Source organism: Seleniivibrio sp., from assembly GCF_021209385.1.
Classification (GTDB): Bacteria; Chrysiogenota; Deferribacteres; order Deferribacterales; family Geovibrionaceae; genus Seleniivibrio.
Genome location: NZ_JAJOIL010000033.1, coordinates 20,918 through 45,360, shown reverse-complemented (window position 1 = coordinate 45,360; position 24,443 = coordinate 20,918). Strand labels below are relative to the sequence as shown.

21 protein-coding genes and 1 pseudogene are annotated in these 24,443 nt (G+C 46.6%); 18 read left to right on the top strand and 4 right to left on the bottom strand.

Going from position 1 to position 24,443, the window contains the following annotated elements:
- Positions 1 to 121 precede the first annotated feature (121 nt).
- Positions 122 to 643 carry a tetratricopeptide repeat protein gene (locus LRY47_RS11205; protein WP_295225420.1) on the top strand — a complete coding sequence of 174 codons (522 nt, stop codon included), beginning with the start codon at positions 122 to 124 and terminating at the stop codon, positions 641 to 643.
- An 87-nt stretch (positions 644 to 730) separates the two neighbouring features.
- On the opposite strand, the gene gmhB is transcribed toward LRY47_RS11205, so the two are convergent.
- Entirely contained in the window at positions 731 to 1,264 is a 534-nt protein-coding gene (gene gmhB / locus LRY47_RS11200; protein ID WP_295225418.1) for a D-glycero-beta-D-manno-heptose 1,7-bisphosphate 7-phosphatase, read from the bottom strand.
- A 72-nt stretch (positions 1,265 to 1,336) separates the two neighbouring features.
- On the opposite strand from gmhB, the gene LRY47_RS11195 reads away from it, so the two are divergent.
- The 15 genes and pseudogenes from LRY47_RS11195 (at position 1,337) to LRY47_RS11120 (ending at position 19,885) form a co-directional block, all read left to right on the top strand.
- On the top strand, positions 1,337 to 2,125 hold the full coding sequence (locus LRY47_RS11195) for a ParA family protein (RefSeq protein WP_295225417.1): 789 nt from the start codon (positions 1,337 to 1,339) through the stop codon (positions 2,123 to 2,125).
- Positions 2,122 to 3,621 carry an Hsp70 family protein gene (locus LRY47_RS11190; protein WP_295225413.1) on the top strand — a complete coding sequence of 500 codons (1,500 nt, stop codon included), beginning with the start codon at positions 2,122 to 2,124 and terminating at the stop codon, positions 3,619 to 3,621. Before LRY47_RS11195 ends, LRY47_RS11190 begins: the two co-directional genes overlap by 4 nt.
- A gap of 21 nt (positions 3,622 to 3,642) precedes the next feature.
- On the top strand, positions 3,643 to 5,883 hold the full coding sequence (locus LRY47_RS11185; protein ID WP_295225410.1) for a methyl-accepting chemotaxis protein: 2,241 nt from the start codon (positions 3,643 to 3,645) through the stop codon (positions 5,881 to 5,883).
- Between the two features lie 38 nt (positions 5,884 to 5,921).
- A complete protein-coding gene (locus LRY47_RS11180; protein WP_295225406.1) occupies positions 5,922 to 7,433 on the top strand; it encodes a chemotaxis protein CheW in 1,512 nt (503 codons plus the stop codon).
- On the top strand, positions 7,430 to 8,503 hold the full coding sequence (locus LRY47_RS11175; protein WP_295225404.1) for a chemotaxis response regulator protein-glutamate methylesterase: 1,074 nt from the start codon (positions 7,430 to 7,432) through the stop codon (positions 8,501 to 8,503). The genes LRY47_RS11180 and LRY47_RS11175 overlap by 4 nt, the downstream gene beginning before the upstream one ends.
- A gap of 1 nt (position 8,504) precedes the next feature.
- On the top strand, positions 8,505 to 8,801 hold the full coding sequence (locus LRY47_RS11170; protein ID WP_295225402.1) for a hypothetical protein: 297 nt from the start codon (positions 8,505 to 8,507) through the stop codon (positions 8,799 to 8,801).
- Positions 8,801 to 9,164 (top strand): annotated as a pseudogene (locus tag LRY47_RS14185) (response regulator). Before LRY47_RS11170 ends, LRY47_RS14185 begins: the two are co-directional and overlap by 1 nt.
- 16 nt (positions 9,165 to 9,180) lie before the next feature.
- Positions 9,181 to 10,236 (top strand): HEAT repeat domain-containing protein, encoded by a 1,056-nt coding sequence (locus LRY47_RS11155; RefSeq protein WP_295225393.1) that lies wholly within the window; start codon positions 9,181 to 9,183, stop codon positions 10,234 to 10,236.
- Between the two features lie 18 nt (positions 10,237 to 10,254).
- Positions 10,255 to 11,082, top strand: a complete 828-nt coding sequence (locus LRY47_RS11150) for a protein-glutamate O-methyltransferase CheR (protein WP_295225391.1) — start codon at positions 10,255 to 10,257, stop codon at positions 11,080 to 11,082.
- A gap of 2 nt (positions 11,083 to 11,084) precedes the next feature.
- Positions 11,085 to 11,450: a response regulator gene (locus tag LRY47_RS11145; RefSeq protein ID WP_295225388.1), complete on the top strand. Its 366-nt coding sequence runs from the start codon at positions 11,085 to 11,087 to the stop codon at positions 11,448 to 11,450.
- Between the two features lie 16 nt (positions 11,451 to 11,466).
- Entirely contained in the window at positions 11,467 to 14,409 is a 2,943-nt protein-coding gene (locus LRY47_RS11140; protein ID WP_295225385.1) for a chemotaxis protein CheA, read from the top strand.
- A gap of 11 nt (positions 14,410 to 14,420) precedes the next feature.
- Entirely contained in the window at positions 14,421 to 14,777 is a 357-nt protein-coding gene (locus LRY47_RS11135) for a response regulator (RefSeq protein WP_295225382.1), read from the top strand.
- A complete protein-coding gene (locus LRY47_RS11130; protein WP_295225381.1) occupies positions 14,770 to 16,242 on the top strand; it encodes a hypothetical protein in 1,473 nt (490 codons plus the stop codon). Before LRY47_RS11135 ends, LRY47_RS11130 begins: the two co-directional genes overlap by 8 nt.
- Before the next feature lie 8 nt (positions 16,243 to 16,250).
- Positions 16,251 to 16,934 (top strand): response regulator, encoded by a 684-nt coding sequence (locus tag LRY47_RS11125; protein ID WP_295225378.1) that lies wholly within the window; start codon positions 16,251 to 16,253, stop codon positions 16,932 to 16,934.
- Between the two features lie 50 nt (positions 16,935 to 16,984).
- On the top strand, positions 16,985 to 19,885 hold the full coding sequence (locus LRY47_RS11120) for an EAL domain-containing protein (RefSeq protein WP_295225375.1): 2,901 nt from the start codon (positions 16,985 to 16,987) through the stop codon (positions 19,883 to 19,885).
- On the opposite strand, the gene larC is transcribed toward LRY47_RS11120, so the two are convergent.
- Both larC and nth read right to left on the bottom strand, forming a co-directional pair.
- Positions 19,860 to 21,017: a nickel pincer cofactor biosynthesis protein LarC gene (gene larC, locus LRY47_RS11115; RefSeq protein ID WP_295225373.1), complete on the bottom strand. Its 1,158-nt coding sequence runs from the start codon at positions 21,015 to 21,017 to the stop codon at positions 19,860 to 19,862. The genes LRY47_RS11120 and larC overlap by 26 nt on opposite strands.
- Entirely contained in the window at positions 20,989 to 21,621 is a 633-nt protein-coding gene (gene nth, locus LRY47_RS11110) for an endonuclease III (RefSeq protein ID WP_295225371.1), read from the bottom strand. Before nth ends, larC begins: the two co-directional genes overlap by 29 nt.
- Positions 21,622 to 21,788: 167 nt before the next feature.
- On the opposite strand from nth, the gene LRY47_RS11105 reads away from it, so the two are divergent.
- Positions 21,789 to 22,544: a sulfite exporter TauE/SafE family protein gene (locus LRY47_RS11105; protein WP_295225369.1), complete on the top strand. Its 756-nt coding sequence runs from the start codon at positions 21,789 to 21,791 to the stop codon at positions 22,542 to 22,544.
- Here the strand turns inward: LRY47_RS11105 and LRY47_RS11100 are convergent.
- Positions 22,537 to 23,412, bottom strand: a complete 876-nt coding sequence (locus LRY47_RS11100; RefSeq protein ID WP_295225367.1) for a phosphatidylglycerol lysyltransferase domain-containing protein — start codon at positions 23,410 to 23,412, stop codon at positions 22,537 to 22,539. The genes LRY47_RS11105 and LRY47_RS11100 overlap by 8 nt on opposite strands.
- 233 nt (positions 23,413 to 23,645) lie before the next feature.
- On the opposite strand from LRY47_RS11100, the gene ccsA reads away from it, so the two are divergent.
- Positions 23,646 to 24,437 carry a cytochrome c biogenesis protein CcsA gene (gene ccsA, locus LRY47_RS11095; protein ID WP_295225364.1) on the top strand — a complete coding sequence of 264 codons (792 nt, stop codon included), beginning with the start codon at positions 23,646 to 23,648 and terminating at the stop codon, positions 24,435 to 24,437.
- Positions 24,438 to 24,443: the final 6 nt, after the last annotated feature.

Here is a 24,443-nt window from a genome sequence, read left to right as displayed (position 1 = left end):
AGAAGGCTGCATTCAGCTTTGGGATATAAGAGACCTATGGAAGTGCACATGAATCAGATGAAGATGGCGGCATAATATTTACTAAGAAATAGTAAACTGATGTCTTGACAATAGGTCCACTATAAGACTAGAAGCCATTGAATGGATGGCAATAGGTGATAAAGCAAGTGCTGGCGGGAGATTTAGTGACGCCATAAATGCTTATGAAAAGGCAATTAATATTGAACCGGATAACTATCAAGCATGGAATAATATGGGAATTTCACTCGGGCAAATAATGAATTACGAAGAAGCTCTGGAAGCCTTTGAAAAAGCGAAACATATTAAACCTGACTCTCATGGTGTATGGAATAATATTGGTTTCGTTCTCAATAAATTAAATAAAAAAGAAGAAGCTTTGAAAGCTGTTAATAAAGCTCTAGAGTTTAATGACAAAGACCCATATATCTTAGATACAAAAGCGGTAATTCTAATGGATATGGGAGATGTAGATGAAGCTCAAAAGTGCATTAGAAAAGCAGTAGTAACGCTTTCACCTAATTCTTCTTACAAAAATGAAATACTTGAACATCAAAAGAAAATCCTTAAAGCTATAGCGGAAAGAGATAAGAAGAAGGCTGAGGAAGAAAAGAAGGACGTTTAAAAATAGACTGCTTCGTCATTAAATTCCTCGCAATGACGAAAAGTATAAATCCACCCCGACCCTCCTTTGCCAAAGGAGGGAGGAAAATCAAAGTCTCCCTTTCAGAAATTCGTAGACCTCTTTGACACTTGAAAAAATTTCGTCCGCCTCATCCGGTTTTGCGTCGGCATACTGGCTGGCGACAATGATATTAAGCCCCACGCCTGCGGATTTGCCCGCCTGCATATCAGAGACCTTATCACCCACCATAACGGATTTTGAAGCATCTATATCATACATTGTCATTGCCATCAGGAGCATACCGGGGTTAGGCTTGCGGCATCCGCACTCGCCTGTGAAATCCGGATGGTGCGGGCAATAAAAGAAATCAGTCAGCTCAACACCGCGCATCTCAAACTGCACCCTCATCCATTTATGCAAAGTCTGAACGTCCTCTTCCGTGTAAAAACCTCTGTCCACCCCTGCCTGATTTGTCACCACAATTATCTTATAGCCTTTGAAATTCGCAAAAAGACACAGATCGAATATTCCGTCTATGAACTCGATATCCTCCGACCTGTAAAGGTACCCTTTATCGACGTTGATTATGCCGTCTCTGTCCAGAAAAAGTGCCTTCTCCATACCATCTCCGCGTGTTTTTTTCATGAATATCAATGTAGCATAATTTTTAAATGTACACTATAATTGTCTACTATGTCAGCAGTAATCACATTTGCAAACAAAAAAGGCGGCAGCGGGAAAACCTCCACAGTGGTCAACACGGCGGGGGTACTTGGAAGCCGCGGGTATCGGGTGCTGACCGTAGACCTCGACCCGCAGGCACACTTATCTTTCTGGTCGGGCGTCAACACATATGACACATACCTCAGCATTTATGACGCACTGCTTGGCAAATGCAGCGGAAAAGACACTCTGTTCCGCACGGAACACGGGCTTTACGACGTTCTGCCTGCATCCACATCTTTCTCATCATCATTCATCAAACAGCTTCTTGACGGTCAAAATCCCGAAGGTCAGCTCAAGAAAGTTTTACTTGATTTCAGAAACGATTACGACTGCATACTTATAGACACACCGCCCACTGTAGCGGCACTCACGCTGAACGCACTGTCGGCTGCGGAATCGGTTTTCATCCCGATATTGCTCAATTTCCTCGCCATAGAGGGGCTGGCACAGCTCACCCAGACCATCTACCGCATCAACGCTGCGTTTAATCCTGATCTGCGCATGTGCGGCATCATCCCCAACCAGTACGACATCCGCAGCAACCACTCCAAACGCGTTATGAAAGAGATAAACGAAAACTTCGGTGAACAGATGATATCACCCCGAATCCGCAACGATATCAGGATAGCCGAGGCACCGGAATACAGAATTCCTATAAATTTATTCGCTCCTAACAGCAGAGGGTGTATGGATTTCAATCTTTTAGCCGATTTTATACTTGAAAAAGTAACAATCGCTAAAGGAGCGTCCAAATGAGCAGATATCCCGTCGGAATAGATTTCGGCACTACAAACTCCATGATAGCAATATTTAAGGAGAAGGGAACCATCGAGGTCATTTCATCCGACAGCGGAAAACGATTCCTGCCGTCTGTGATATATTTCAAAAACGGTAAGGAAGCTGTTACGGGCGACAATGCCCGCAGTATGCAGATGCTTGAATCGGAAAACACCATATCCAACGTCAAAAGATATATGGGATCCGATAAAGAATTCTCGATATACGGCAAAAACTTCACAGCGGTGGAACTGGCTGCTCTGTTCTTTAAAAAGCTCAAAAACCTGCACAAAGACTATACAGGTGACGACACGGCGGAAGCCGTCATAACCGTTCCTGCATATTTTGACCACCTCCAGCGGGAAGCTGTCCGTGCGGCGGCGCAGACTGCGGGTTTTGAGGTTATTGCGCTGCTCAACGAACCCACTGCCGCAGCGATATACTACAACAACATAGGCAAAAAAGAGAACGAACTATGCCTTGTTTTCGACCTTGGCGGCGGGACGCTCGACATAAGCCTCATAGAGCTGAACAAGGACTGCTTGAAAGTCAAAGCCACAGGCGGCTCAACACAGATAGGCGGCGTAGATTTTGACGTTGCAGTTGCGGACTATCTCAACGAAGAATTCCGTAAACTCCACGGCATAGACCTGAAAACCGACCCGATAGCCTATCAGCAGTTACTTTTTCAGGCGGAAAAAGCAAAAATGGAGCTTTCCAGCCTTAACGAAACAAATCTTGTTATTCCATACATAACCATAACCCCCAAAGGTCCTCTGCATTTCAAGATGGAGCTGAACAAACAGCTCTTCGGTAAGATAACCGAACCCATCATTCAGGGCATCCGCGATATTACCGAGGGACTTCTTAAAGAGAACAACATAAAACCTGAAGACATAAGCCGTGTGCTTCCTGTGGGCGGCGCAAGCAGGATATGCAACGTGCGCGCATTCATAGAAGAAATGTTCGGAGCATCAGTCAGCAAAGACCTGAACCCCGAAGAGGCTGTGGTCTGCGGCGCGGCAACAAACGCCGCAATGCGTCTGGGGCTTCTGGGCGACAGAACTTTTTTCGATGTCACAAGCCACAACATGGGGCTTGAAGACGACAACGGAATGTTTGAAGTCATTATGCGGAAAAACGAACCCTACCCCGTATCTTTCACACAGACGTTCACAACGGCAAGTGACGACATAAACGATATAACGGTTCATGTTCTGCAGGATACCGCACACTCAAGTCTTAACGTTTCCGACAGTCCGGAAGACGATCCGGAATACTTCATTAGCCTTGCAAAATTCGATTTTACAGTGGAAAATAGCGAAGAAGAGAAATTGATTGATATCTGTTTCATCATAGACGACAGCGGCATCGTAACCATCACCGCAAAAGATGTTAATTCTGGTAGGGAAACCGATTTCACGCTGAAAGCGTCTTTCGATTCTGATAAGATTAGTGATATAAAAATATATTAGGTTCATTTGGAGGTATCGATTATGAAAAAGCTGGCGAAACCCACCAGCCTAGCCGGAAGGACGGGTATTTTAAAAAAGGATGCAGATTCAGCGGCAGCTTCACGGGAGGAATCCAAAAAAATGGCTGTTGAAAAAGCAAGAGCAAGAACTCTGGCAAAACAGCAGTCAAACGCGGAAAGACTCGCCACCGCATCCGAAGAGATGGCATCCGCTATTGAACAGGCTTCAAGCGCGGCAAACCAGCTTAACGCCTCCATGGAACAGGTAACAATAGCCTCCGCACAGGCAAGCCGAAGCGCGGAAGGCATCAAAAACGACACAACCGCTCTTGAAACAGACGCAAAAAACGTACTCTCCACAACCATAGAATATGAAACCTCCACGGCAGAACTTATTAAAAAAGTTAAATCCACTGTGACTGCCGCAAACGAACTGAAAGATTCCGTTAAGGACGCAACGGAAAAAGTTGAGGAATCAACTCAGCTTGTTGACCAGCTTAAGGAAAAAGCGGACTCCATCGGACAGATAGTTCAGGTTGTTACAAAAATTGCCGACCAGACGAACCTTCTGGCGCTCAACGCCGCCATTGAAGCGGCAAGAGCCGGAGAACACGGAAAAGGATTTGCCGTTGTCGCGGACGAAGTCCGCACACTGGCGGAAGTTTCCGAAAAATCAGCAAAAAACATTAAAAACGTTATAGATCAGTCGCTCACCCAGGTTCAGCACGTTGTCAGCAAGGTTGACAGCTTCCTTATTCTTTCCAGAACAAACCTTTATAAAGCAGATTTCATCTCCAAACATTGCGGCTATGTCGGCAGTCATACGGATGAAATAGGCATTGAAGTCGGAAAGATCAAAAGCGGTGCAGTGGCAATCAGTCAGGAATCCACACGCGCTATGGATCTTGTGAACAGGCTGGCATCCTCTGCGGAACAGAACGCGGCAGCGGCGGAAGAGGTGGGAAAGTTCACCGAAGAACAGACAAAAGCGTTCAGCGAACTGACCGTTGCATCTCAGGAACTCGCTGAAATGGCGGACGACCTCAAACAGTCGACCGACATAGCTAAATCCTCCGAAGAGGTTGCGGCGGCAGCGGAAGAGCTTTCTTCCACAATCGAAGAGCTTGACGCATCGGCAGACGAGGTTCTCAAAGCCATCGACCAGATGGATACCGGAACAACCGAGATATTCACAGAAATAACCGGTATCACCAAAGAATTCGACAAAATAAGCACTCACATAAACAACGTTAAAAACAGCTGGCACGTCATGGCTGATCACGGAAAGCTGGTTGATAATGCACTGGACGAGATAAAAGCTCTGGATCACCTCGTGTTCATAGATCAGCTTGAAGACGCGATGAACAACAATCACGAATTCCACGGACAGCTCGACCCCACAAAGTGCGCGTTCGGTTCATGGTATCTCTCATATAAACCCGACAACGGAAAAGAAGAAAAGGCATACGAGTGTATCCGCGAACCTCACAACCATGTCCACCTTGGTGCAGGCGAAATAGTAAACCTCATGAAAGACGGCAAAATTCAGGAAGCAAGACGCATTTTTGACGAAAAGGTGAGACCTGCTGTCGGTGAATTCAAAACTCAGTTCAAAGACTTTAAACACGGCATAGAACTCATCATCAAAGGTTTCGTTGCTTCCATCAACAACCTGAAAGACGTTCACGATGAAGTGACCGTACTGAATAAATCGTTCGGCAATATCAAAAAGATCGTGGACACCATCAACAACGTCGCTATCCAGACCAATATGCTTGCAGTAAACGGCAATATTGAAGCGGCACGCTCAGGCGAATACGGAAGAGGTTTTTCTGTTGTTGCCGCAGACATCCGCGCACTTGCAAACGAATCCGCAGACAACGCGGACAAAATGAAAGACATCCTCGACGAAATGTATGAGCAGGTCATCAACTTTCAAAATGAACTGGCGGAGATCACCTCTCTCATCCGCGTGCAGATAACAAAATCCCAGTACGCAGTGGACAACCTTACGGAAGTGGGAATGATCCGCAAGCACCTCATCGAGCTTTATAAAACATGTTCAGGACACGTTGACGCGGCTGAATCCAGAGTCGAACAGGTCAACGGAGCATGTGAAGAGGGCAGAGAGGCGGCAGAAAACCTTAAGGCTCTCTCCGAAGAGGCGAAAAATGCCGCAGACGAGCAGGTAAAAGGTCTGCGTGAAATAGCGGCAGCAGCAGAAGAGGTTGCATCCCTCGCAGACGAAATGCAGACATTCTGATAATGCTCCTTGCAGCATACTGACAGAGGAGAGATTAAATGTCATCATCAGTTGAAAGCCGGCAGGACAGCATATATGTGTCGTTCCGCATCGGACAGGAAACATACGGCATAGGCATAGACGATGTTAAACAGATTATCCGTCTGCCGCACATCACCCGTGTGCCGAAGATGCCCCCCCATGTTCTGGGTATGACAAACCTCAGAGGTGAGGTCATGCCCCTCACAGATCTTTCGCTTCGCCTTGGCTACACGAAACCATGCGAAAACACGGACGATACCCGAGTAATAGTGGTGGAAAAAGAGGGTACGCTCAACGGCTTCGTTGTTGAATCCGTAAGCGAAGTGAAATCCACAGAGGTACACCAGCTTGACGCTTTCCCCGAAATGCTCAACGCGGACGTGGATAAAAGATATATCAGCGGAATAATGAAGGTGAATCAGGGCGGCAGCGTTATGCTCGTCCAGATACTCAACACCAACGAAGTAATCGACATTGCGATGCTGAAAGCGCAGATAGAGAAGCAGGGATTCCGCAAAACGGCAGCAGCAAAAGCGGAAGAGGCGGCGGCGGCGAACCTGCACGAAAAACGCTTCATCAGCTTTAACATAGGAAAACAGGAATATGCTGTGGAGATCCACCGTATAAACGAGATAATCTGGATGCCGGAAGTTACGGCAATCCCCGGACTTCCCGCCTATGTTCTCGGTATCTTCTCCCTGCGCGGGAAGGTGATACCGCTCATCTCGCTCCACGACAAGTTCGGAAGGAAAAACAGCGTTATCAATGAAAACAGCAGAGTGATCATCGTTGACATAAACAACGTGCTGGTGGCTTTTGCCGCGGACAAAGTGAACGCCGTGCTGAGCGTTGAAGAGAATCTCATTGAGGAACCTCCGAAAGCTTTTGCAGAAGAAAACAGCGAGATAGCCGCCGTGCTTAAGCTGGAAAAGGGCGAAAGACTGGTTATGGCTCTCGAGCCGAAGAATATCATGAACAAATCGGAACTGGAGGCGCTTTCAAAGGTTGCCGATCAGTCCGCAGGGGATCTGACTATGAGTGACCTTAACTCCCATTCAAAAGACGATGAAAAGCAGATAGTCACCTTTGAAATAGAGAACGAACAATACGGTATCCTTATTGAAAAGGTTCAGGAGATAAACCGCTACACCAACGTTACGAAGGTGCCTAAAACACCCAAATTCGTGGAAGGCATCATCAATCTCAGAGGCGAGGTTATCCCGCTTATAGACCTGCGCACCCGTTTCGACCTGAAGGCTAAGGAACGGGATGAATTTACCCGCATTATCATCGTTAATCTGAAAAAAATGAAGGTCGGCTTCGTCGTTGACGGGGTTGACGAGGTTCTGCGGATCAAAAACGAAGAGATCGACGCAGTTCCGCCTGTTCTTTCCGCAACCGTAAGCTCGGAATTCATCGGAGGGGTCGTTAGCTTGAACAGCAAGCAGAAGATGATACTTCTGCTCAACATTGAAGACCTGTTCTCGCAATCCGAAATGAGCAAACTGGAGAAAATGAAACAGGAATGAAAAAAGTAAGAGTTCTGGTTGTCGACGATTCCGCATTAATGCGGAAGAAAATTAAAGAGATGCTGGATGATTCGTTCGGTATAGAGGTCGTTGACACGGCAAGAAACGGAGAGGACGGGGTTGCAAAGGCAATGGCGCTTAAGCCGGATGTCATAACCCTTGACGTGAACATGCCGGTGATGGACGGGCTGACAGCCCTTAAGATCATCACCGATAATAATATATGCCCTGTAATAATGCTCAGCTCGCTGACGCAGGAGGGCGCGACGACAACCTTTCAGGCGCTGGAACTTGGCGCTTTCGACTTTGTTGCGAAACCCAGCGGAACCGTTTCCCGCGACATTGATATGGTCAAAAGGGAGCTTTCCGCAAAAGTTAAGGCGGCGGCAGGTCTAGGTCTGTCGAAACTCACAAGAAAAATATCCGTCCCCAGATTTGAAAAACACGAAGCGGAAGAACCCGAATATCCGGCAGAGCGGGCGGCGGGCGGAGACTTCAAAGCGGTCTGCATAGGCATATCCACAGGCGGACCCAAGACTATTTTCGACGTTCTGCCCCATATCCCGCAGAACCTGAACGCGGCGATATTCATGGTTCAGCATATGCCTGTGGGCTTTACGGAGGCTTATGCGAGAAGGCTTAACGATTCCTGCCGCGTAACCGTCAAAGAAGTTACACCCGGAGACATAGTGACCCCCGGGGTATGCTATGTTGGCAAAGCGGGAAACCACATGACGCTTTACAAAAAGATGAACGGCGAAATAACCATCAGGCTGGGGAAAACCCCTGAACATGCGTTCATCCCCAGTGTTGACATAATGATGGAATCTGTTTCCGGTGTTTTCGGCGATAAGACATTGGGCGTCCTCATGACAGGTATGGGCAATGACGGCGCCGCGTCAATGTGTAAAATTAAACAGGCCGGCGGGTACACCATAGCAGAATCCGAAGAAACAGCCGTTGTTTACGGCATGCCGAAAGAGGCGGTGCTTAAAGGCTGCACGGACATAGTACTCCCCAGCTATAAGATTGCCGCGGAGATATGCAGAAAAGTGGAAAAAGGTTGGTGATATGGAAGTTAAAGAGCTTAAAACCAAAATCAAAGTCACTTTCCCCGACGAATCCGAAATCTTCATGGCGGAAGAATTCCTGTCGCTTTTCGGCGAAACATCTTTCGGCGGGAAAGAGCTTGAAGCCGATATGACAAAGGTTTCATCCATGGACACAGTGTTTTTGCAGATAGCTCTTTCACTGTTTAAGACTGCGAAGGACGCAGGCTCAAAAATAACTCTCAAATCATGTGAATCATTTGATAAATTAATCTGTTTGTACGGATTGCAGATACAAGATGCGATCGGAGGAAATTAATGAAACGTATCCTTATTGTTGACGATGCCATAACCATGCGTCAGCTTGTTGCGGCAACTCTGAAGTCTGCCGGCTACGAAGTTGTGGACGCGAGGGACGGGGTGGACGCGCTTAAAAAAACTTGAAACGGGGCGCTTCAATCTTGTCGTTTCCGATGTCAACATGCCAAACATGGACGGCATCACCTTTCTTAAAGAGATGAAGAAAAACCCTACCCATAGATTTACGCCTGTAATAATGCTGACGACAGAATCTCAGGCTGGCATCAAGGAAGAGGGCAGACAGGCGGGCGCGAAAGCGTGGATAGTAAAGCCTTTCAAACCGAACGACCTTCTTGCTGTAATAAAAAAGATAATCGGCTGACGGCAGGAGCAGACAAGTGGACAGACAGACGCTCATTGAAAAGCTGAAAAATCCCGACGAGGCGGAAAGGATTTATACCGTCGAGGACGTTCTTTCCGAAAAGAACGAAGACCTCTATCCGGTACTCATCTGCCATATGTATTCGGAAAACAGCCGTCTTGTCCGCGAACTGATTGTCGAAGCTTTCAAAGTTCTCGACATCTCTCCTTTCTTTTCAGATATCGCGAAATATTTTGAGTCTGCCGATGCATACATAAGAAACTGTGCCATCGAAATATTCGGTTCAAAGGGCGAGGACGCGGTGGCGTTTCTCACCTCCATAATGGATCACCAGAACCGCGAAGTTCGCAAGCTGGTGCTGGACAGTCTTGTGGCGACCAGCTCCAAATACTCAATTCCAGCATTGCGGGCGGCGCTGAACGACAAGGCGCCAAACGTTATGATGACCGCTGTGGAATACCTCGGAAAGATATACGACGAGGACTCTCTGGAAGACATTATGAATATTTTTGAGCAGACACAGGAGCCAATGGTTCGCATGTCCTGTCTCGAAACACTCACGATAATGGGCAAACCCGCCACTGTTGACAGGGTTCTTGCCGTTGTGGGCGGAAGAATGATGGACAGTATTTTCAAACCCACGGTACTAAGACTCGTCGGAGAAAAAGGAGCAACACGCCATCTGGATTTCCTGCTGTCTTTTTTGAACAACAAAAATACGATGTATTTCAAAGAGATAGCAAATGCCGTACTCAAAATCGTTTCCAGACACGACATACATAAGCTGGACGAGGAACATACAAAATTTATGCTGACTAACCTCCGCAACCTTAACGGGTATCCGGAGGAGAGACTTACTTTTCTTTATATTGTGTCGCACCTTGATATCCCGGACAAGGCCGCTCTTTACGAGGAACTGGCGTCAGATTCAAACGAGAACATATGCATGACCGCTCTCGAACATCTGGCTGTGACAAGCAGGGACAAAGCTATCAGGATAACCGAAATGAAACTCGCAGGAGCAAACGGCGAGTTCCGAAGGATGCTTCAAAGCCTTTTGGAAACCTTATAGGAGCGGCACAAGCTGATTATGTTCATCAACAACGATGACTACACTGACCTGACTGCGTTTATTTATAAAAAGTCGGGTATTAAATTTGAAGAAAAGAAACGGTACTTCATCAACAAAAGGGTCGAAAAAAGGCTGCTTGAGATGGGTATAGAGGGCGTAAGGGAATACCTGCGTTATCTCAAATTCAAGGACACCGGCGATGAGTTTCAGGCTCTCATGAACCTGCTTACGGTTAATGAAACCTATTTCTTTCGCGAGTTCTCCACCCTTGAGACATTTGCAGAGCATTGTCTTCAGGAGATCATCGAAAGGAAAGAAGCCGCAAACGACAGAAATCTGCGCATATGGTCCGCGGGATGCTCCACAGGCGAAGAACCATATACCCTCGCCATCATCATAAGAGAGATGATGGACAACCTTGCAAACTGGGATGTGCGCATAACCGCCAGCGATATAGACGAAAACGTTCTGGCAAAAGCAGACGAAGCAAAATACGACGACCGGAGTCTGAAAGACGTTCCGGACGAATACTTCAGAAAATACTTCACCTCCTCCGGCGGTTTTCATACCCCTGTGAGAGAGGTGCGGAACATGGTCACCTTTGAACATCTCAATCTGATGGACAGGGACGCCATGAGGAAAAAGCGCGGATTTGATTTCATCTTTTGCAGAAATGTGCTGATATATTTTGACGAACTGTCCAGAAAGCAGGTGGTGGACCACTATTACATATCCATGAACAGAGGCGGTTACATTTTTCTGGGACACAGCGAATCGGTGGGCAGGATAACCACCGCATTCAGTATGAAACGCATGGGCTCAGGCGTTGTATACTACAAGGGGTAATTATGGCTATTAAGGTATTGGTTATAGACGACTCGGATATGGTCAGGCATTTCCACAGCAATATCCTTAAGTCTTCAGGATTTGAGGCAGACGGAGCTATCGACGGCATGGACGCTCTTGAAAAAGCCATGCAGACCAACTATGCCCTGATGCTGTGTGACCTGAACATGCCCCGAATGGACGGTATCACATTCATAAAAGAATACAGAAAAACGGGCAAAGAGACCCCGATAATCATAATAACTACGCAGGAAGAATTGGAAAACCGTAAGAAAGGTTATGAATCAGGTGCAAACCTGTACATAACAAAACCCGTTAAACCCGACGACCTGATACTGAATATAAAGATGCTTCTTGGCATCATTTGATTACCGGAGTGGAAATATGACTCAGATCGACATGGAAAAATTCAGGATGGAGTTTCTTGAGGAGGCAGCAGACCTCCTTGAAAACGCCAACGAAAGCATCCTTAAAGCCGAATCGGAGGGAGATGCGGAACTGTTCAACGCGGTTTTCCGCAATATCCACACCATAAAGGGCAGTGCAGGAGGGTTCGGGTTCGATAATATGTCGGAGTTCGCACACCACCTTGAATCACTGCTGGACAAGCTGAGAAACGGTGAGATCAAAATTGACGGGGATATAACAGACCTGCTTCTGAAAGGAGTGGACATCCTCTTTGAAATGATACAGTACGCACGCGATAAAAGACCATACGACCGCAATCTTTCTGACATAATAGCCATGTATGAGGCCACAAACGGCGAAGAACATGAAGAAGTGCAGAAAACCGAAACCGTTGTAAAAAACCTTCCGAGCGCGGCGGCAGATATCACTGAACATCTGCGTCTGAACGACCCTGGATTCGGTAAAGCATACAAAATTCAGGTGAACTTCACCGACGACATGCTTGAAAACGGCTACGACCCGCAGACACTCCTTGCCAACCTTAAGGAGATATCCGAATACTACCTGGCAGTCACAGACACCTCAAAGATATCCGAACTGTCGGCTCTGGAACCTTATAAGCTTTGCCTGCGTCCCGAAATATACATAATAAGCGACGCGGCAACAGAAGAGATAGCCGATCTGGCATTCGACCCTGACCTCATAACCATCACAGAGATATCTCTTAAAGAACAGGCGGCGCCTGTTCAGGAAGAACCCGAAGCACAGGTACAGGCTGAAGAATTCTCCGAAGCGGAGCCTGACGTCGATACTGTGAACACGTCCGGCATCCAGTACGAAATGCTGGCGGAGCTTGCCAGCGGTATCGAAGACTATTTTGAGTCAATAGAGAATTTCCTGATAGACATAGAAAAAACAGGCGAAGGCAAAAAAGATGCGGTGGACAACATCTTCCGTGTTTTTCACAACATAAAGGGTGACTGCGGATACGTCGGTTTCACCTTCCTTGAGAAATACGCCCACCTTGTCGAAAACATGCTGGACAAAGTGCGTTCAGGCTCAATTGTTTTCGACAGAAAAGCGGCTGAATTCATTCTCAACGTCATATCAGACGTTAAAGCGCTGGTGAAATCGCTTCTGAACAACACAACACCCGAGCTGCCGAAAACTTACAGGCAGTTGCAAAACCTCCAGGAGTCTATGCTGACACTGGAAGAGAAAGTTCCTGCCGTAACAGGCGACGTAAAGATATTCCTTGCACAGGTGGATCAGTTCTTCGAGATAATTTCACTGGCAAAAGCGGATGGAAACAATGCCGGCATGCTTAAACGTGCCGCCATGGGATTTTCCAATGCCGCCAAGTTCATAGGTTTTACCGACCTGATGGAAATAGCACATAAATTCGCAGATAAAGCAGGAGCGGGAGCAGACTTCTCATCCGAGCTGACACAGATAGAGCATTATATCAAAGACCTGAAATCTCCGGCAAAGAAACTCGGCGAACTGCTGATTGAGTCCGGCAAGGTCACTGCAAAAGAAATCGAGGAAGCTAAGGCTCAGCAGAAGAAGATAGGCGAGATACTTGTGAATCAAGGCAAACTTGAGCCCAAAGACCTTGAGATAGCCCTTAAAAAACAGGTTATCATGAAAGCCACCACGAGCGTTCCCGAATCCGACAGCAGCAGCATATCCCTCGCCTCCGCCCTCACAAAAGAAGAACAGGAGGAGAAGGGCGATACCTCCAAAGAGAAATATTCCCAGTCCATGAAGGTGGATCAGGAGAAAATAGACAAATTCACAAACACCATAGGCGAACTTGTGGTGGCGAAGAACGCATACGAATATATGATGCAGAGGCTCATACGCGAGTTTGATCTCCCCACAAGTCTGATAAAAGACTTCAAGGACAATTCAAACCTGATATCCCGCATTTCTCAGGATCTCCAGCGCGACATAATGTCTCTGCGCATGGTGCCCATTAAGCAGATATTCAACAAATTCCCACGCGTTGTCAGAGACATCGCACGCAAGCAGAACAAACAGATAGACCTGCGCATAATAGGCGAAGACACAGAGATTGACAAAAAGATAGCGGATATCCTCTCCGACCCGCTGGTTCACCTTGTGCGAAACTCCTGTGACCACGGTATCGAATCACCTGAAGAAAGATCGAAAGCTTCCAAACCGGAAGAGGGGCAGCTCATTCTGAAGGCATACAACGAGGGCAGTTTCGTCTATATCGAGGTTATCGACGACGGACGCGGAATGGATCCTAAAAAGATTCTGGCAAAGGCCATACAGAAAGGACTCGCTCCCGATGATGCAGTGCTTTCCGACAACGAGATAATACAGTTCATCCTTGCGCCCGGCTTCTCAACCGCGGAACAGGTGACGGACATCTCCGGACGCGGCGTAGGCATGGATGTCGTTAAAAGCTCCATAACCAGCGTAGGCGGCACAATAGACGTTCAGTCGTCTCTGGGCGACGGTTCAAGAATGGTAATGAAAATACCCGTAACAATAGGCATGTCAACATCGCTTCTTGTGCGCATGAAACCTGATGAACACTACGCTTTCCCCATTGAGAACGTGGCGGAAACCATAAAGGTTGCCAAAGAACAGGTCAAGGACCTCCATTTCGGCAACGGGATATACTACAGAGGCAACGTACTGCCTCTGATACAGCTTTCAAAACTGCTCGGCGACGAGGAAAAAGAACTCGCCGATGAGGTTAATATCGTTATAACGGTTACAGATGAGGGAAAAACGGGTATAATTGTGGATGAACTGCTGAACAGAATGGACATTGCCATCAAACCCGTGCCGGAATACTTCGCTCATCTCAATTACATAGGCGGTGTTACCATACTTGGCGACGGACAGGCTGTTCTGGTTTTGAATGTTAACAAATTATTATAGCGGCGGGAATTATGAATGTACTTATTGTGGACGACAACTCTCTTCACCTGAAGATGTGTAAGATACTATTGGAGAAACTGAAACATAAAGTTGATACTGCGGAATCCGCGAACGTGCTGAGAAAACTGCTCCCATCCATGCAGCAGCCGGACGTTGCTCTTGTGGATTTCAGGCTGGAACCGGGCATAACAGGTGTCGATATCCTGAATATGCTTAAAATTGAGCACAATTGGACAAAAACAAAATACATCGCTCTTACGGCAGACGTTGCCGAAAAGAGCAATCTCGGCGGAGCAGGATTTGACGGCATTATATTTAAACCCGTTACAGAGACTCTTCTCGCAGAGACACTAAGAGCATATGAATAGCGCATACGACAGACTTAAAAAAGAAATCGACGGGTGTTTTTTACAGATCGTAGGGATAATAAACGAAATAATCGAACACCGCAGTGAAAGTTTCGGCGCAATGCTGAGCGTTGGAGAGAAGATTCAGAGCGACTCGAACAGCTTTGTCGGCAACACGGATGAGATAGTCCGCCACATTTCGGACAACATCAACAAGAAAATAGAAAATCTGAACATGGAGAAGATGCGTGGAGAGCTGAACGATGCCACAGATACTTTTCTCTCCATAACGGAAGAGCTTGAGCTTCTGTCATACAATACCATTTGCAGGACAATGGCGCTGGGCGATAAAGGTTCAACCATTACCCACATCAGCAAAGAGATAAAAAAATACTCAACAACCGTTAAAACCCTTCTGGATGAAATAACCAAAGAATTTGCCGCCGTTTACGAACAGTTCAGGTATATAGCAGAGAACATAATCAACAGCGATATAAACAGCAGTGCGGAATTTCTTAAACTGGACGACACAGACACTATAGTCATCACGTCGGATGTATCGGAGCTTATTGAAAACTCCCAGTTTCACGACATCTTTTCGCAGGAACTTGAAATAATCAAAGACGCCATGGGCAAAAACAGTTTCAGCGGGGCTTACGAAGCCGGAACTGTATTCGGCATATACGAAAAGGCGCTGGCAAAACTGGATTTTGTGAAAAGTGAACTGCAAAGCAAGCTCTACAACATAAAAGAGATCATGAAGGACTTCCTGTACTCCTTCAACACCGACCTGCAGAATATCGTCGGCAAAACCAATATCCTGCGCGAAGAACTTATGCGTGTGCATGAGGTTTCAAGCACAATATGCAGCACAATAAACGACCTTCAGCTGAAAACAACCCGTTCCCAGACGGTTATAAATCAGGCGTCGATGCGTGTAAACGGACTTGGAAAACAATCCAAAACATTCAAAAACCTTGTGGTTGTGACAGCTATAGAAGTTGCCAGAATAAACGACGAAGACCTGAAAAGCGTGGTCTCATCCATGTTGAGCACTGAACAGGAACTTCAGAGGCTTATAGCAAAACTACACGCAAATATTACTCTATGGCAGGATCTGCAGACGGATTTCAGTTCAACCTTTAAAGAGGCGGGAACACATCTGAAATATATTTGCAGTTCCAACACGTCCACGGAAAGAGACTACATGCTCAAGAACACATACGACCTTGAAAACCAGCTCACTAATTTCCGCAATATCTTCACAGGCGATAAATATATGAGTTTCTTTGACACCAACACTGAAAAACTCATTGATCTGTTCAGCGAATTCATTGACAACGTTCAGGAAGAGTTTGAAAAATTCAACAATAGGCTCACCAATGAAATACTTTCCGACGAAGACTTCACCAGAGGCAGAAACGAATCTGAACTGAAAGACATACTCGCATCAGAAGACGAGCAGTCCAGCATAGAGTTCTTTTAGGCATAACTATGAAACTGCTGATAGCCGACGACGACAAACTCAACAGAACACTCCTTTCAAAGCTTATGCAGAAGATGGGCGTTGAATGTATTCCTGCGGAAGACGGACAACAGGCGCTTGACATAGCACTGGCGGAAGATTTCGACGCGATTTTTCTGGACATAAACATGCCCCTGATGCAGGGTCCTGAATGTGCAGAGAAGATCAGGAAAAATGCAAAGGAGAATAACCGCAAACTTCCCGTTCTGGTGTGTATCTCTGCCGACGATGAATATTCTGACGATCCGCTTTTCGATTTTGCCCTCTTTAAACCTTTTATGAGTGAAAATATACTGAATTTTCTGAACGCATTGTCCGAATGTAAAAAAGAGATGCTTTATGACTTTGATGACGTATCAGAAAAAATCGGACTGGATAACGAAACCATGCTGATGCTTATGGACGAATTCATATCTGTCATGGATGAAGAGTATCTTAACCTCAGAAATGCCGTTTACGCCAACGATAAAGAAATGACCACTCACACCGCCCACAAGATGAAGGGTGCAGCGGCTGGCATGATGGTAACCGGACTTCAGGAGCTTTGTGCCGAAATGCAGAATGCTGATAAATCAGATAGAGACAATGTTAAACTGTCCCTTATCAGAATTCACTGCTGTTACAATAAATTTCGGGCATTATTCACACGCTGACAGACTTGCACCCGCCTTACCTTTCTGTTAAATTATATTAGGTAAATACCATGATAAATACGGACATATGCATCGGAGACCTCTTAAACAATGGGAGTATAGTTTTTTTCAGGCTGAAACCTGAACCAGGATACCCCTTTGTCTGGATATCTCATAATTCTTCAAAGGTCATAGGATACGACGGTGCTGATGTTGAAAAGGGACTGGCATTCACGGATATCGTATTCCGCGAAGACCGTTTCAAGGTACTTTCTGCTATTGAAGACAGTGTGCAGAGAGGGCAGGATTCCAGCTTTGAATCCGGTTTCAGAACGATATGCGGTTCAGGAAAGACTATTAACGTCCGCGCATTTTTCAGTATAAGAAATAATAATGGCGAAACCTGCGTAAGCGGCTATATGTCGGACACGTCCGGCAGTTCCGAAATTTCAACACGTCTTGAGACCATTCTTTCAACTATGCCCGGCGGCATGATAGAGATGGACACGGAGTGCCGGATAATCTCTGCAAACAAAGCCATACACGAAATATACGGTTACAGCTCCGAAGAGCTTAAAGGCAAAAGCCTGTCAATACTCATGGACGAACACAGCGGGAGCTACGTTGTAGACAATTTCAGAAGGGCGGCAATTAACGAGGCTCTGCCGACCCGTTTCACACATAAACATCTGAAAAAGAACGGAGAGGTCGTTTATGTCGAGCTGGCATGGGACTATGTCAGGGGCAGCAAACACAGCATAAAAGGATTTATGTGCTCAATAACCGACGTCACCGATAAGAAACTTTCCCACGACGCTATGGTGAAACAGCTCAAATTCCTTCATCATATACTGGAATCAATATCAAATCCCTTCTTTGTTGTGGACACGGAAACAATGGATGTCGTCATTTCAAACAGTGCGGCTGGCGGCGCAACAAACGTTAAATGCTATGAACTGTTACACGGGAAGGGCAAAGCCTGCTTTCTGGATTCGCTCGAATGTCCTCTTGAAACTGTTAAAACTACCCGTCAACCCTGCGTACGCGAGCAGATTCATACGCAGGACGACGGTTCAAAGACATATTACGAGATACACGGACAACCCGTTTTCAACGAAAAGGGGCAGGTTGTTCAGATGATAGAATATGCTCTGGACATAACGGATAGAAAAAAAACGGAAAGCGAGCTTGAGAAATACAGAAACCATCTTGAAACGCTGGTAAAAAAGCGCACGGATGAGCTGAACAAGGCGAACCGGCAGCTGATGGAAGAGATTGACGAGCGGATCGAAAAAGAGCGTCAGCTTGTTCTTGCCGCAAACGTTATAGAAAATACCATTGAGGGCATCACCATAACCGACTGCTTCGGCACTATAATGCAGGTGAACCCGGCCTTCACTGAGATAACAGGCTACACACCGGACGAGGTTATCGGCAAAACGCCGCGCATACTGAAATCCGAAAAGCATGACGAACAGTTCTACCACCGCATGTGGGACAGCCTTATAAAAAAAGGCAACTGGTCGGGGGAGATATGGAACAGGCGCAAAAACGGCGACGCATATCCGGAATGGCTCTCCATCAACGCCATACGCGACGAACTGAACAACATAACCCACTTTGTTGCAGTGTTCCACGACATATCGGAAGTTAAGCAGGGCGAAGAGAAGCTGAAATATCAGGCAAACCACGACACACTGACCGGACTTCCGAACAGGCAGCTTTTCAACGACCGCCTTGAAATGGCGATAGCATACGCAAAACGGCACAACCAAAAGATCGCGGTCATCTTTATCGACCTCGATAACTTCAAAAACGTTAACGATACACTTGGACACTATGTCGGTGATATTCTCCTGCAAAAAGTTGCAGAGATACTTAAGAGCTGTGTCCGAACGGAAGATACGGTTGCTCGTCTGGGCGGCGACGAGTTTATGCTCATCCTTCAGGACATCCTGTCGGAATCCAACGCAGTTGACACCTCAAGACGCATACTGTCGGAGTTCGCAAAACCGATCAACATCACCGGAAACGAATTCTTTATAAACGCCAGTCTGGGCATAACCATCTATCCCGACGATGGTGAAGATGTTCTTACCATGGTGAAGAACGCGGATCTTGCAATGTACCGTGTAAAAGAGACGGGAAAGAACGGCTATCAGCTTTTCACTAAAAATATGAACGAAAAGGTACTTTCCCGCGTTAACATGGAAAAAGAACTGCGCAAGGCTGTGGCAGCAGGCGATTTCGGCGTGGTATATCAGCCGAAGGTGAGCCTTCTGACGGGAGATATAACCGGTGCGGAAGCTCTTATCCGCTGGAACAGAGACGGTGAGCTTATTCCTCCCTCGGAGTTTATACCTGTTGCGGAAGAGACCGGACACATAATCTCAATAGGCAGAACCGTACTGATAAAGGCCTGCGAAGACGCCGTAAAATGGCAAAAAATGGGATTTACCGACATAGATGTTGCAGTGAACCTGTCCGCAAGACAGTTCCGAGACGAAAACCTTATAGACACAGTATGTTCAATTGTTAAGTCCACAGGGATAAAACCGGATCTTCTGGGGCTTGAGATAACCGAGAACACAATGATGGAGGATATCCAGACAACGATAATCGCCCTCGCGCATCTGGTTCAGCAGGGAATAAAGATATCTATCGACGATTTCGGAACGGGATATTCATCCCTCAGCTACCTGAAACTGTTCCCAATAAATATTCTCAAGGTAGACAGACAGTTCATAAAAGACATCCCCGACGACCCGGACGACATAGCCATCTCAACGGCGATAATCAATCTGGCAAAAGGTCTCAACCTACAGGTTATCGCAGAAGGTGTGGAAACTCAGGCACAGCTCGATTTCTGCCGGGAACGCGGATGTGACGAAATACAAGGCTATTTTTTCAGCAGACCCCTTTCATACGACGAATTCATCGAGCTGCTCAAAAGCGGTAAAAAACTGCTTTAGCCGCGGAATAAACCTCTGCCGCAGGCATATTCAGCTTTTCGCCAGCCGCTACGCAATCATCCCATTCAGGGCTGTATTTTATTATTTCTTTATATTCAAGCACTTTAACATGCACCGTTTCACCGCGGACATCGACGCTCTCCATCCGCCTGTCCATTATGATTCGGTCAACAGAGTAATACCTTAGTCCGGCTGTGGACGTGTCCGCAAAAAGCACACGCGCAACAGCTTCAAGATTATCCTGCTCGCAAAGTACGTTCACCAGGAAAACAGGTCTGTTCTTTTTTCCGATGGACTGGGTAATAGTGATATCAGTAGCAATGGATTTCAGCCTTGCAAAGAGATGCCCCATCATCTCGCCGGTACAGTCGTCGATGGAGGTCTCAGCCATCACAAGTCCCCTCTGCACAGCGCCCTCAATGAGTATGCCGCGAAGCATGTTCGGCACGGTTTTAAAGGTCTTTGTGCCTGTGGAAAACGCGGTTTTTATAATTTTGCCGGACAGTCCGCCGTATCTTTTCACATAATATTTCAATATAGCAGCGCCCGTAGGCGTGGTCATTTCAGTCTGTTCGTAAGAGGGGGCGATCTCAACTCCCTCAAGTATTTTCAGCACCGCAGGAGCAGGCACAGGCATTATGCCGTGCGCCATCTTAACCATTCCGCTGCCGAGAACAGGCAGAGAGGACGTTATCTCTTTTATGCCGAGTTTTTCAACACCGTAGGCAAATACCGCTATATCGAATATAGAATCCAGTGCGCCCACTTCATGAAAATGCACATCATCAGGCGATTTGCCGTGAACCGCACCTTCCGCATCGGCAATTATCTGGAATATGCCGACGGCATCCCTTTTCACCTGTTCGGAAAAAGCGGAGCGCTCCAGCATGGCGCGGATATCCTTCATTGTTCTGTGGGCGTGCTCATGGGGCAGGTCAAGTCTGAGCCGACCGCAGACGACACCGGAAACGTCGGCGCTCTCCACGGATGCCTTTATCTCAACTCCGACCATATCCGAAACGAGCTTTGCCGCCTCTGCAATATCAAGCCCAAGCCCGCAGAGGACCCCAACGGACATATCGCCCGATATACCTGAAACTATATCAAAGTGAAGCGTAGTATCTGCAGACATTATTTACCCCGCATATGCCGCATTTCGGGCTTTTAGCCGTGCATATCTCCCGCCCGAAGCGGATGCACCTGTGTCCCCAAATGCAGTGATTTTCGCCGTCTATTAGCTTCTCAAGCTCATGCTCTATTTTAACAGGATCTTCGGTATCAACCAGACCCAGCCTGTTCGTTATCCTTTTTACATGCGTGTCCACAACGACCCCCGCTCTGTGCCAGATGTTGCCCCGCACAACGTTTGCGGTCTTTCGTCCAACGCCCGCCAGCGCCGTAAGAGCATCCATATCATCAGGCACTTCGCCGCCGTGGTACTGCACCAGACTGTTCGCCATGCTGATGAGATTTTTTGCCTTAACCTTATACATCCCTGCGCTCTTTATCAGTTCCGCCACGTCTTCATACTTTGCAGAGGCAAGAGCAAAAGCGTCAGGGTATTTTTTAAACAGGGAAGGGGTGAGCTCGTTCACCCGTTTATCGGTACATTGCGCTGAAAGAGCGGTAGCGCAAATGAGTTGAAACGGATTTTCATAGTCCAGCGAGCATTTCGCATCCGCCCAATTTTCAGCTAAAAAATTTTCAAAAATCTTCGAGAGTTCTTTTTTATCCATATTTATCCGATCGAATGAGATTGCTTCGCTGCACTTGCAAAGACAAACGATACCCGTCTTCGCGAGGAGCGCGGCTACGACGCGATCCCGTCTTTACTCAATACATTTTATTTATAATTTATTTTTTTCCGTTTGCCCATATGCAGTTTTTAGGTATAGTATTGCCGATGGATTTTGAACTGCTTAAATATCTGATACTTCCGACATTCGGCTTCTTCGCCGGATTCATAAACACTATGGCAGGCGGAGGTTCGTTCCTGACGACGCCACTGCTCATATTTACAGGTCTCGACCCCACAGTGGCAAACGCCACCAACAGGCTCGGCATCTGGATTCAATCCGTTTTCGGCTTCAACAAATTCCGCACTATGGGTTATTTCCCTGTCCGCATGGGCAAAGTATCCATCCTGCCCTCAGTTACGGGAGCGCTTCTGGGTTCATACCTTGCGACAATCGTCGCAGAGGATGCTTTCCGCAAATATCTCGCGTTTTTCATGGTCATTATGACACTTGTCACCTTTTTCAAACCGAAATCTTCAAAGGTCACCGAAGACCTCGAAAAAGACCTGAAAAACACCGTCATCTGCTCTCTGGTTTTCTTTGTCATGGGTATATACAGCGGATTCATTCAGGCGGGTGTAGGATTCCTCGTGCTTGCTTACTGTGTAATGAGCGGCATGGATTACATACGCGGCAATGCTATAAAGATGTTCATGAACCTGTCTACGGCAACACTTTCAATGGTGGTATTCATTTACAACGGTAAGGTTGTCTGGCTTCAGGGGATATTACTTGGGCTGGGTATGGCGGCAGGTGCCGTTATCGCTGCGAAATTCTCTGTCAGGGCAGGAAACGTGTTCATCAAAAGATTCGTTTCAGCCGCAGTTATACTTTTTGCAATCCTTCTTCTTGTCACTAAATAAAGGTCATTCTGTACTTTCTGACAAGCATATCGGGAACGTAGCTGGTTTTCGCCACGCGCAGGGCAACACTGCCCAGATCCTGCTCAAAGTTTATGAATTCGTACCTTTTCGGCAGAATTGACGCAAAATCGTTATAGATGAACTGATAAATACCTTTGTATGTTGTCAGACCCTTCGCAAAGTGCATGACGTATGTATTCTCCGTCAGCTCCTCGCCGAGAATAAAAGCCGCTGGCTTCTTGTCCGCGTAGTAAATCCCGCCGCAGATGCCAAGCTCTTTGTAAAGAGTGAGCGCCTCATGGCAGGCATTGTAGTCTGTCTGGTCTTGCGGCAGGTCAGCCTGTGACTGCCATTCATCAAGTATATAGAACGCATCGGCTATGTTGTCCTGTGTTATCAGGAACGCCGTAGCGGAATAGAGCTGTGTAAACTGTTTAAGAAGGTTGCGTTTCTTGTGGAGCTTGCGTCCTGCATAGGTGGACATCTTAACACTGGTATAGATATAATCCGTGTCGCCGTCCTGATATGTCAGGTTTACGCCGTACTGTTTGAAATACTCCGCCCAGTCCTCAAAAACCGGAAAGAAAAAATCGCAGTTTTTCTGCAACTCCCGCAGGGTTTCAACGGGAACATCCCGCAGGTCGGCAGCAGGCATGATGTGCGTTTTGCCGTCATAGGTGGTACCCTGAAGGAAAGTGAACCCGTCCTTTTTAAAAACATGATAATCATGGTTGCCCCGAAAAAGATAAAGGTTCTGAAAGCTGTATTCGGATACAGGGATATTAACTGATTTCAGCATTGGAGAAAGCGTTGGCTTGTGTTCAAGCGATATGGGAGTGCCGATCATTTCTGTCATAAAGTTTACCATCTACATCAATTTCGTCCTAAATCAATTAAATGCAAGTACAAAAATTGTTTTTGTTGTTGTACGCCCTAAATAGCGTATGACGCAATATAAAATCTCATTTATGAAATAATTTTGCATTTCATCTTAATAAATTTTCCCTTTCAAAAATACCTGTGTTATATATAATTTAGTTTCAGGTTTTGATTATAAGCCATTACGGCACTTTTTTTGTGCCTGAACGGAGCGGACTAAACATGTTTTTTGATCTTTCCATTCTGTGCGCAGTGCTTGCGCTTCTGCATGTCACCCTGTTCATATTCATGGGCTATCAGAGGCTTGCGTCAATAACAAACATCTTCGCCGTTCTTGGTCTTGTGTTCTCATCGGCGCAGTTCATCACACTTTGGCAGACAAAACACATGCTCCCTTTCGGGTCTGTCAGCGGACTTTTCCTTTTCCTTTCGCAGGCGCTGATGCTTGTTTACATCATGATGTACATAAAATACCGCAGACTTACGCTGGGTCTTTTCATCTTCCCGCTTACGGTGCTTTTCATTATGATAGCCCGTTTCGCAGGAGGTATCCCCGCTAACATAAATCCCCATGCGGCAGGTTTCTGGCTCTATATCCACCTGCCATTCACAATAATCGGCACCGCTTTTTTCATGGTCTCAACAATCGGCGGCATAATGTATTTTGTTCAGGAGCGCCAGCTTAAGAACAAAAACTTCGGGATAATCTTCCGCACCTTTCCGCCCCTTGACACAATAGACAAGCTTATCAACACAACTCTTTACATCGGTTTCTATACCTTCACCATAGGTCTTCTTTCGGGGCTTATATGGATGATGTATGCCAATGGGGTAATAAACATCTACAGCCCCAAGCTTGTTTTTGCCATAATCACATGGATAATTTACAGCGGCATAACTTTTTACAAACAGATCAAAGGGATGTCCCCAAAGGACACGGCTTTGTCTACCATAGTAGGTTTTATTTCCGTACTGATTACATACGTCGGTGTGGCTTTTTTTGTAATGGGATGAAATTAA

Coding starts and splice junctions, on each gene's coding strand:
- LRY47_RS11185 (WP_295225410.1), top strand. CDS start 3,643: ATGAAAAAGCTGGCGAAACCCACCAGCCTAGCCGGAAGGACGGGTATT.
- LRY47_RS11170 (WP_295225402.1), top strand. CDS start 8,505: ATGGAAGTTAAAGAGCTTAAAACCAAAATCAAAGTCACTTTCCCCGAC.
- gmhB (WP_295225418.1), bottom strand. CDS start 1,264: ATGGAGAAGGCACTTTTTCTGGACAGAGACGGCATAATCAACGTCGAT.
- LRY47_RS11140 (WP_295225385.1), top strand. CDS start 11,467: ATGACTCAGATCGACATGGAAAAATTCAGGATGGAGTTTCTTGAGGAG.
- LRY47_RS11105 (WP_295225369.1), top strand. CDS start 21,789: ATGGATTTTGAACTGCTTAAATATCTGATACTTCCGACATTCGGCTTC.
- LRY47_RS11100 (WP_295225367.1), bottom strand. CDS start 23,412: ATGGTAAACTTTATGACAGAAATGATCGGCACTCCCATATCGCTTGAA.
- LRY47_RS11195 (WP_295225417.1), top strand. CDS start 1,337: ATGTCAGCAGTAATCACATTTGCAAACAAAAAAGGCGGCAGCGGGAAA.
- LRY47_RS11175 (WP_295225404.1), top strand. CDS start 7,430: ATGAAAAAAGTAAGAGTTCTGGTTGTCGACGATTCCGCATTAATGCGG.
- larC (WP_295225373.1), bottom strand. CDS start 21,017: ATGTCTGCAGATACTACGCTTCACTTTGATATAGTTTCAGGTATATCG.
- LRY47_RS11130 (WP_295225381.1), top strand. CDS start 14,770: ATGAATAGCGCATACGACAGACTTAAAAAAGAAATCGACGGGTGTTTT.
- LRY47_RS11190 (WP_295225413.1), top strand. CDS start 2,122: ATGAGCAGATATCCCGTCGGAATAGATTTCGGCACTACAAACTCCATG.
- LRY47_RS11125 (WP_295225378.1), top strand. CDS start 16,251: ATGAAACTGCTGATAGCCGACGACGACAAACTCAACAGAACACTCCTT.
- LRY47_RS11145 (WP_295225388.1), top strand. CDS start 11,085: ATGGCTATTAAGGTATTGGTTATAGACGACTCGGATATGGTCAGGCAT.
- LRY47_RS11120 (WP_295225375.1), top strand. CDS start 16,985: ATGATAAATACGGACATATGCATCGGAGACCTCTTAAACAATGGGAGT.
- LRY47_RS11180 (WP_295225406.1), top strand. CDS start 5,922: ATGTCATCATCAGTTGAAAGCCGGCAGGACAGCATATATGTGTCGTTC.
- ccsA (WP_295225364.1), top strand. CDS start 23,646: ATGTTTTTTGATCTTTCCATTCTGTGCGCAGTGCTTGCGCTTCTGCAT.
- LRY47_RS11135 (WP_295225382.1), top strand. CDS start 14,421: ATGAATGTACTTATTGTGGACGACAACTCTCTTCACCTGAAGATGTGT.
- nth (WP_295225371.1), bottom strand. CDS start 21,621: ATGGATAAAAAAGAACTCTCGAAGATTTTTGAAAATTTTTTAGCTGAA.
- LRY47_RS11150 (WP_295225391.1), top strand. CDS start 10,255: ATGTTCATCAACAACGATGACTACACTGACCTGACTGCGTTTATTTAT.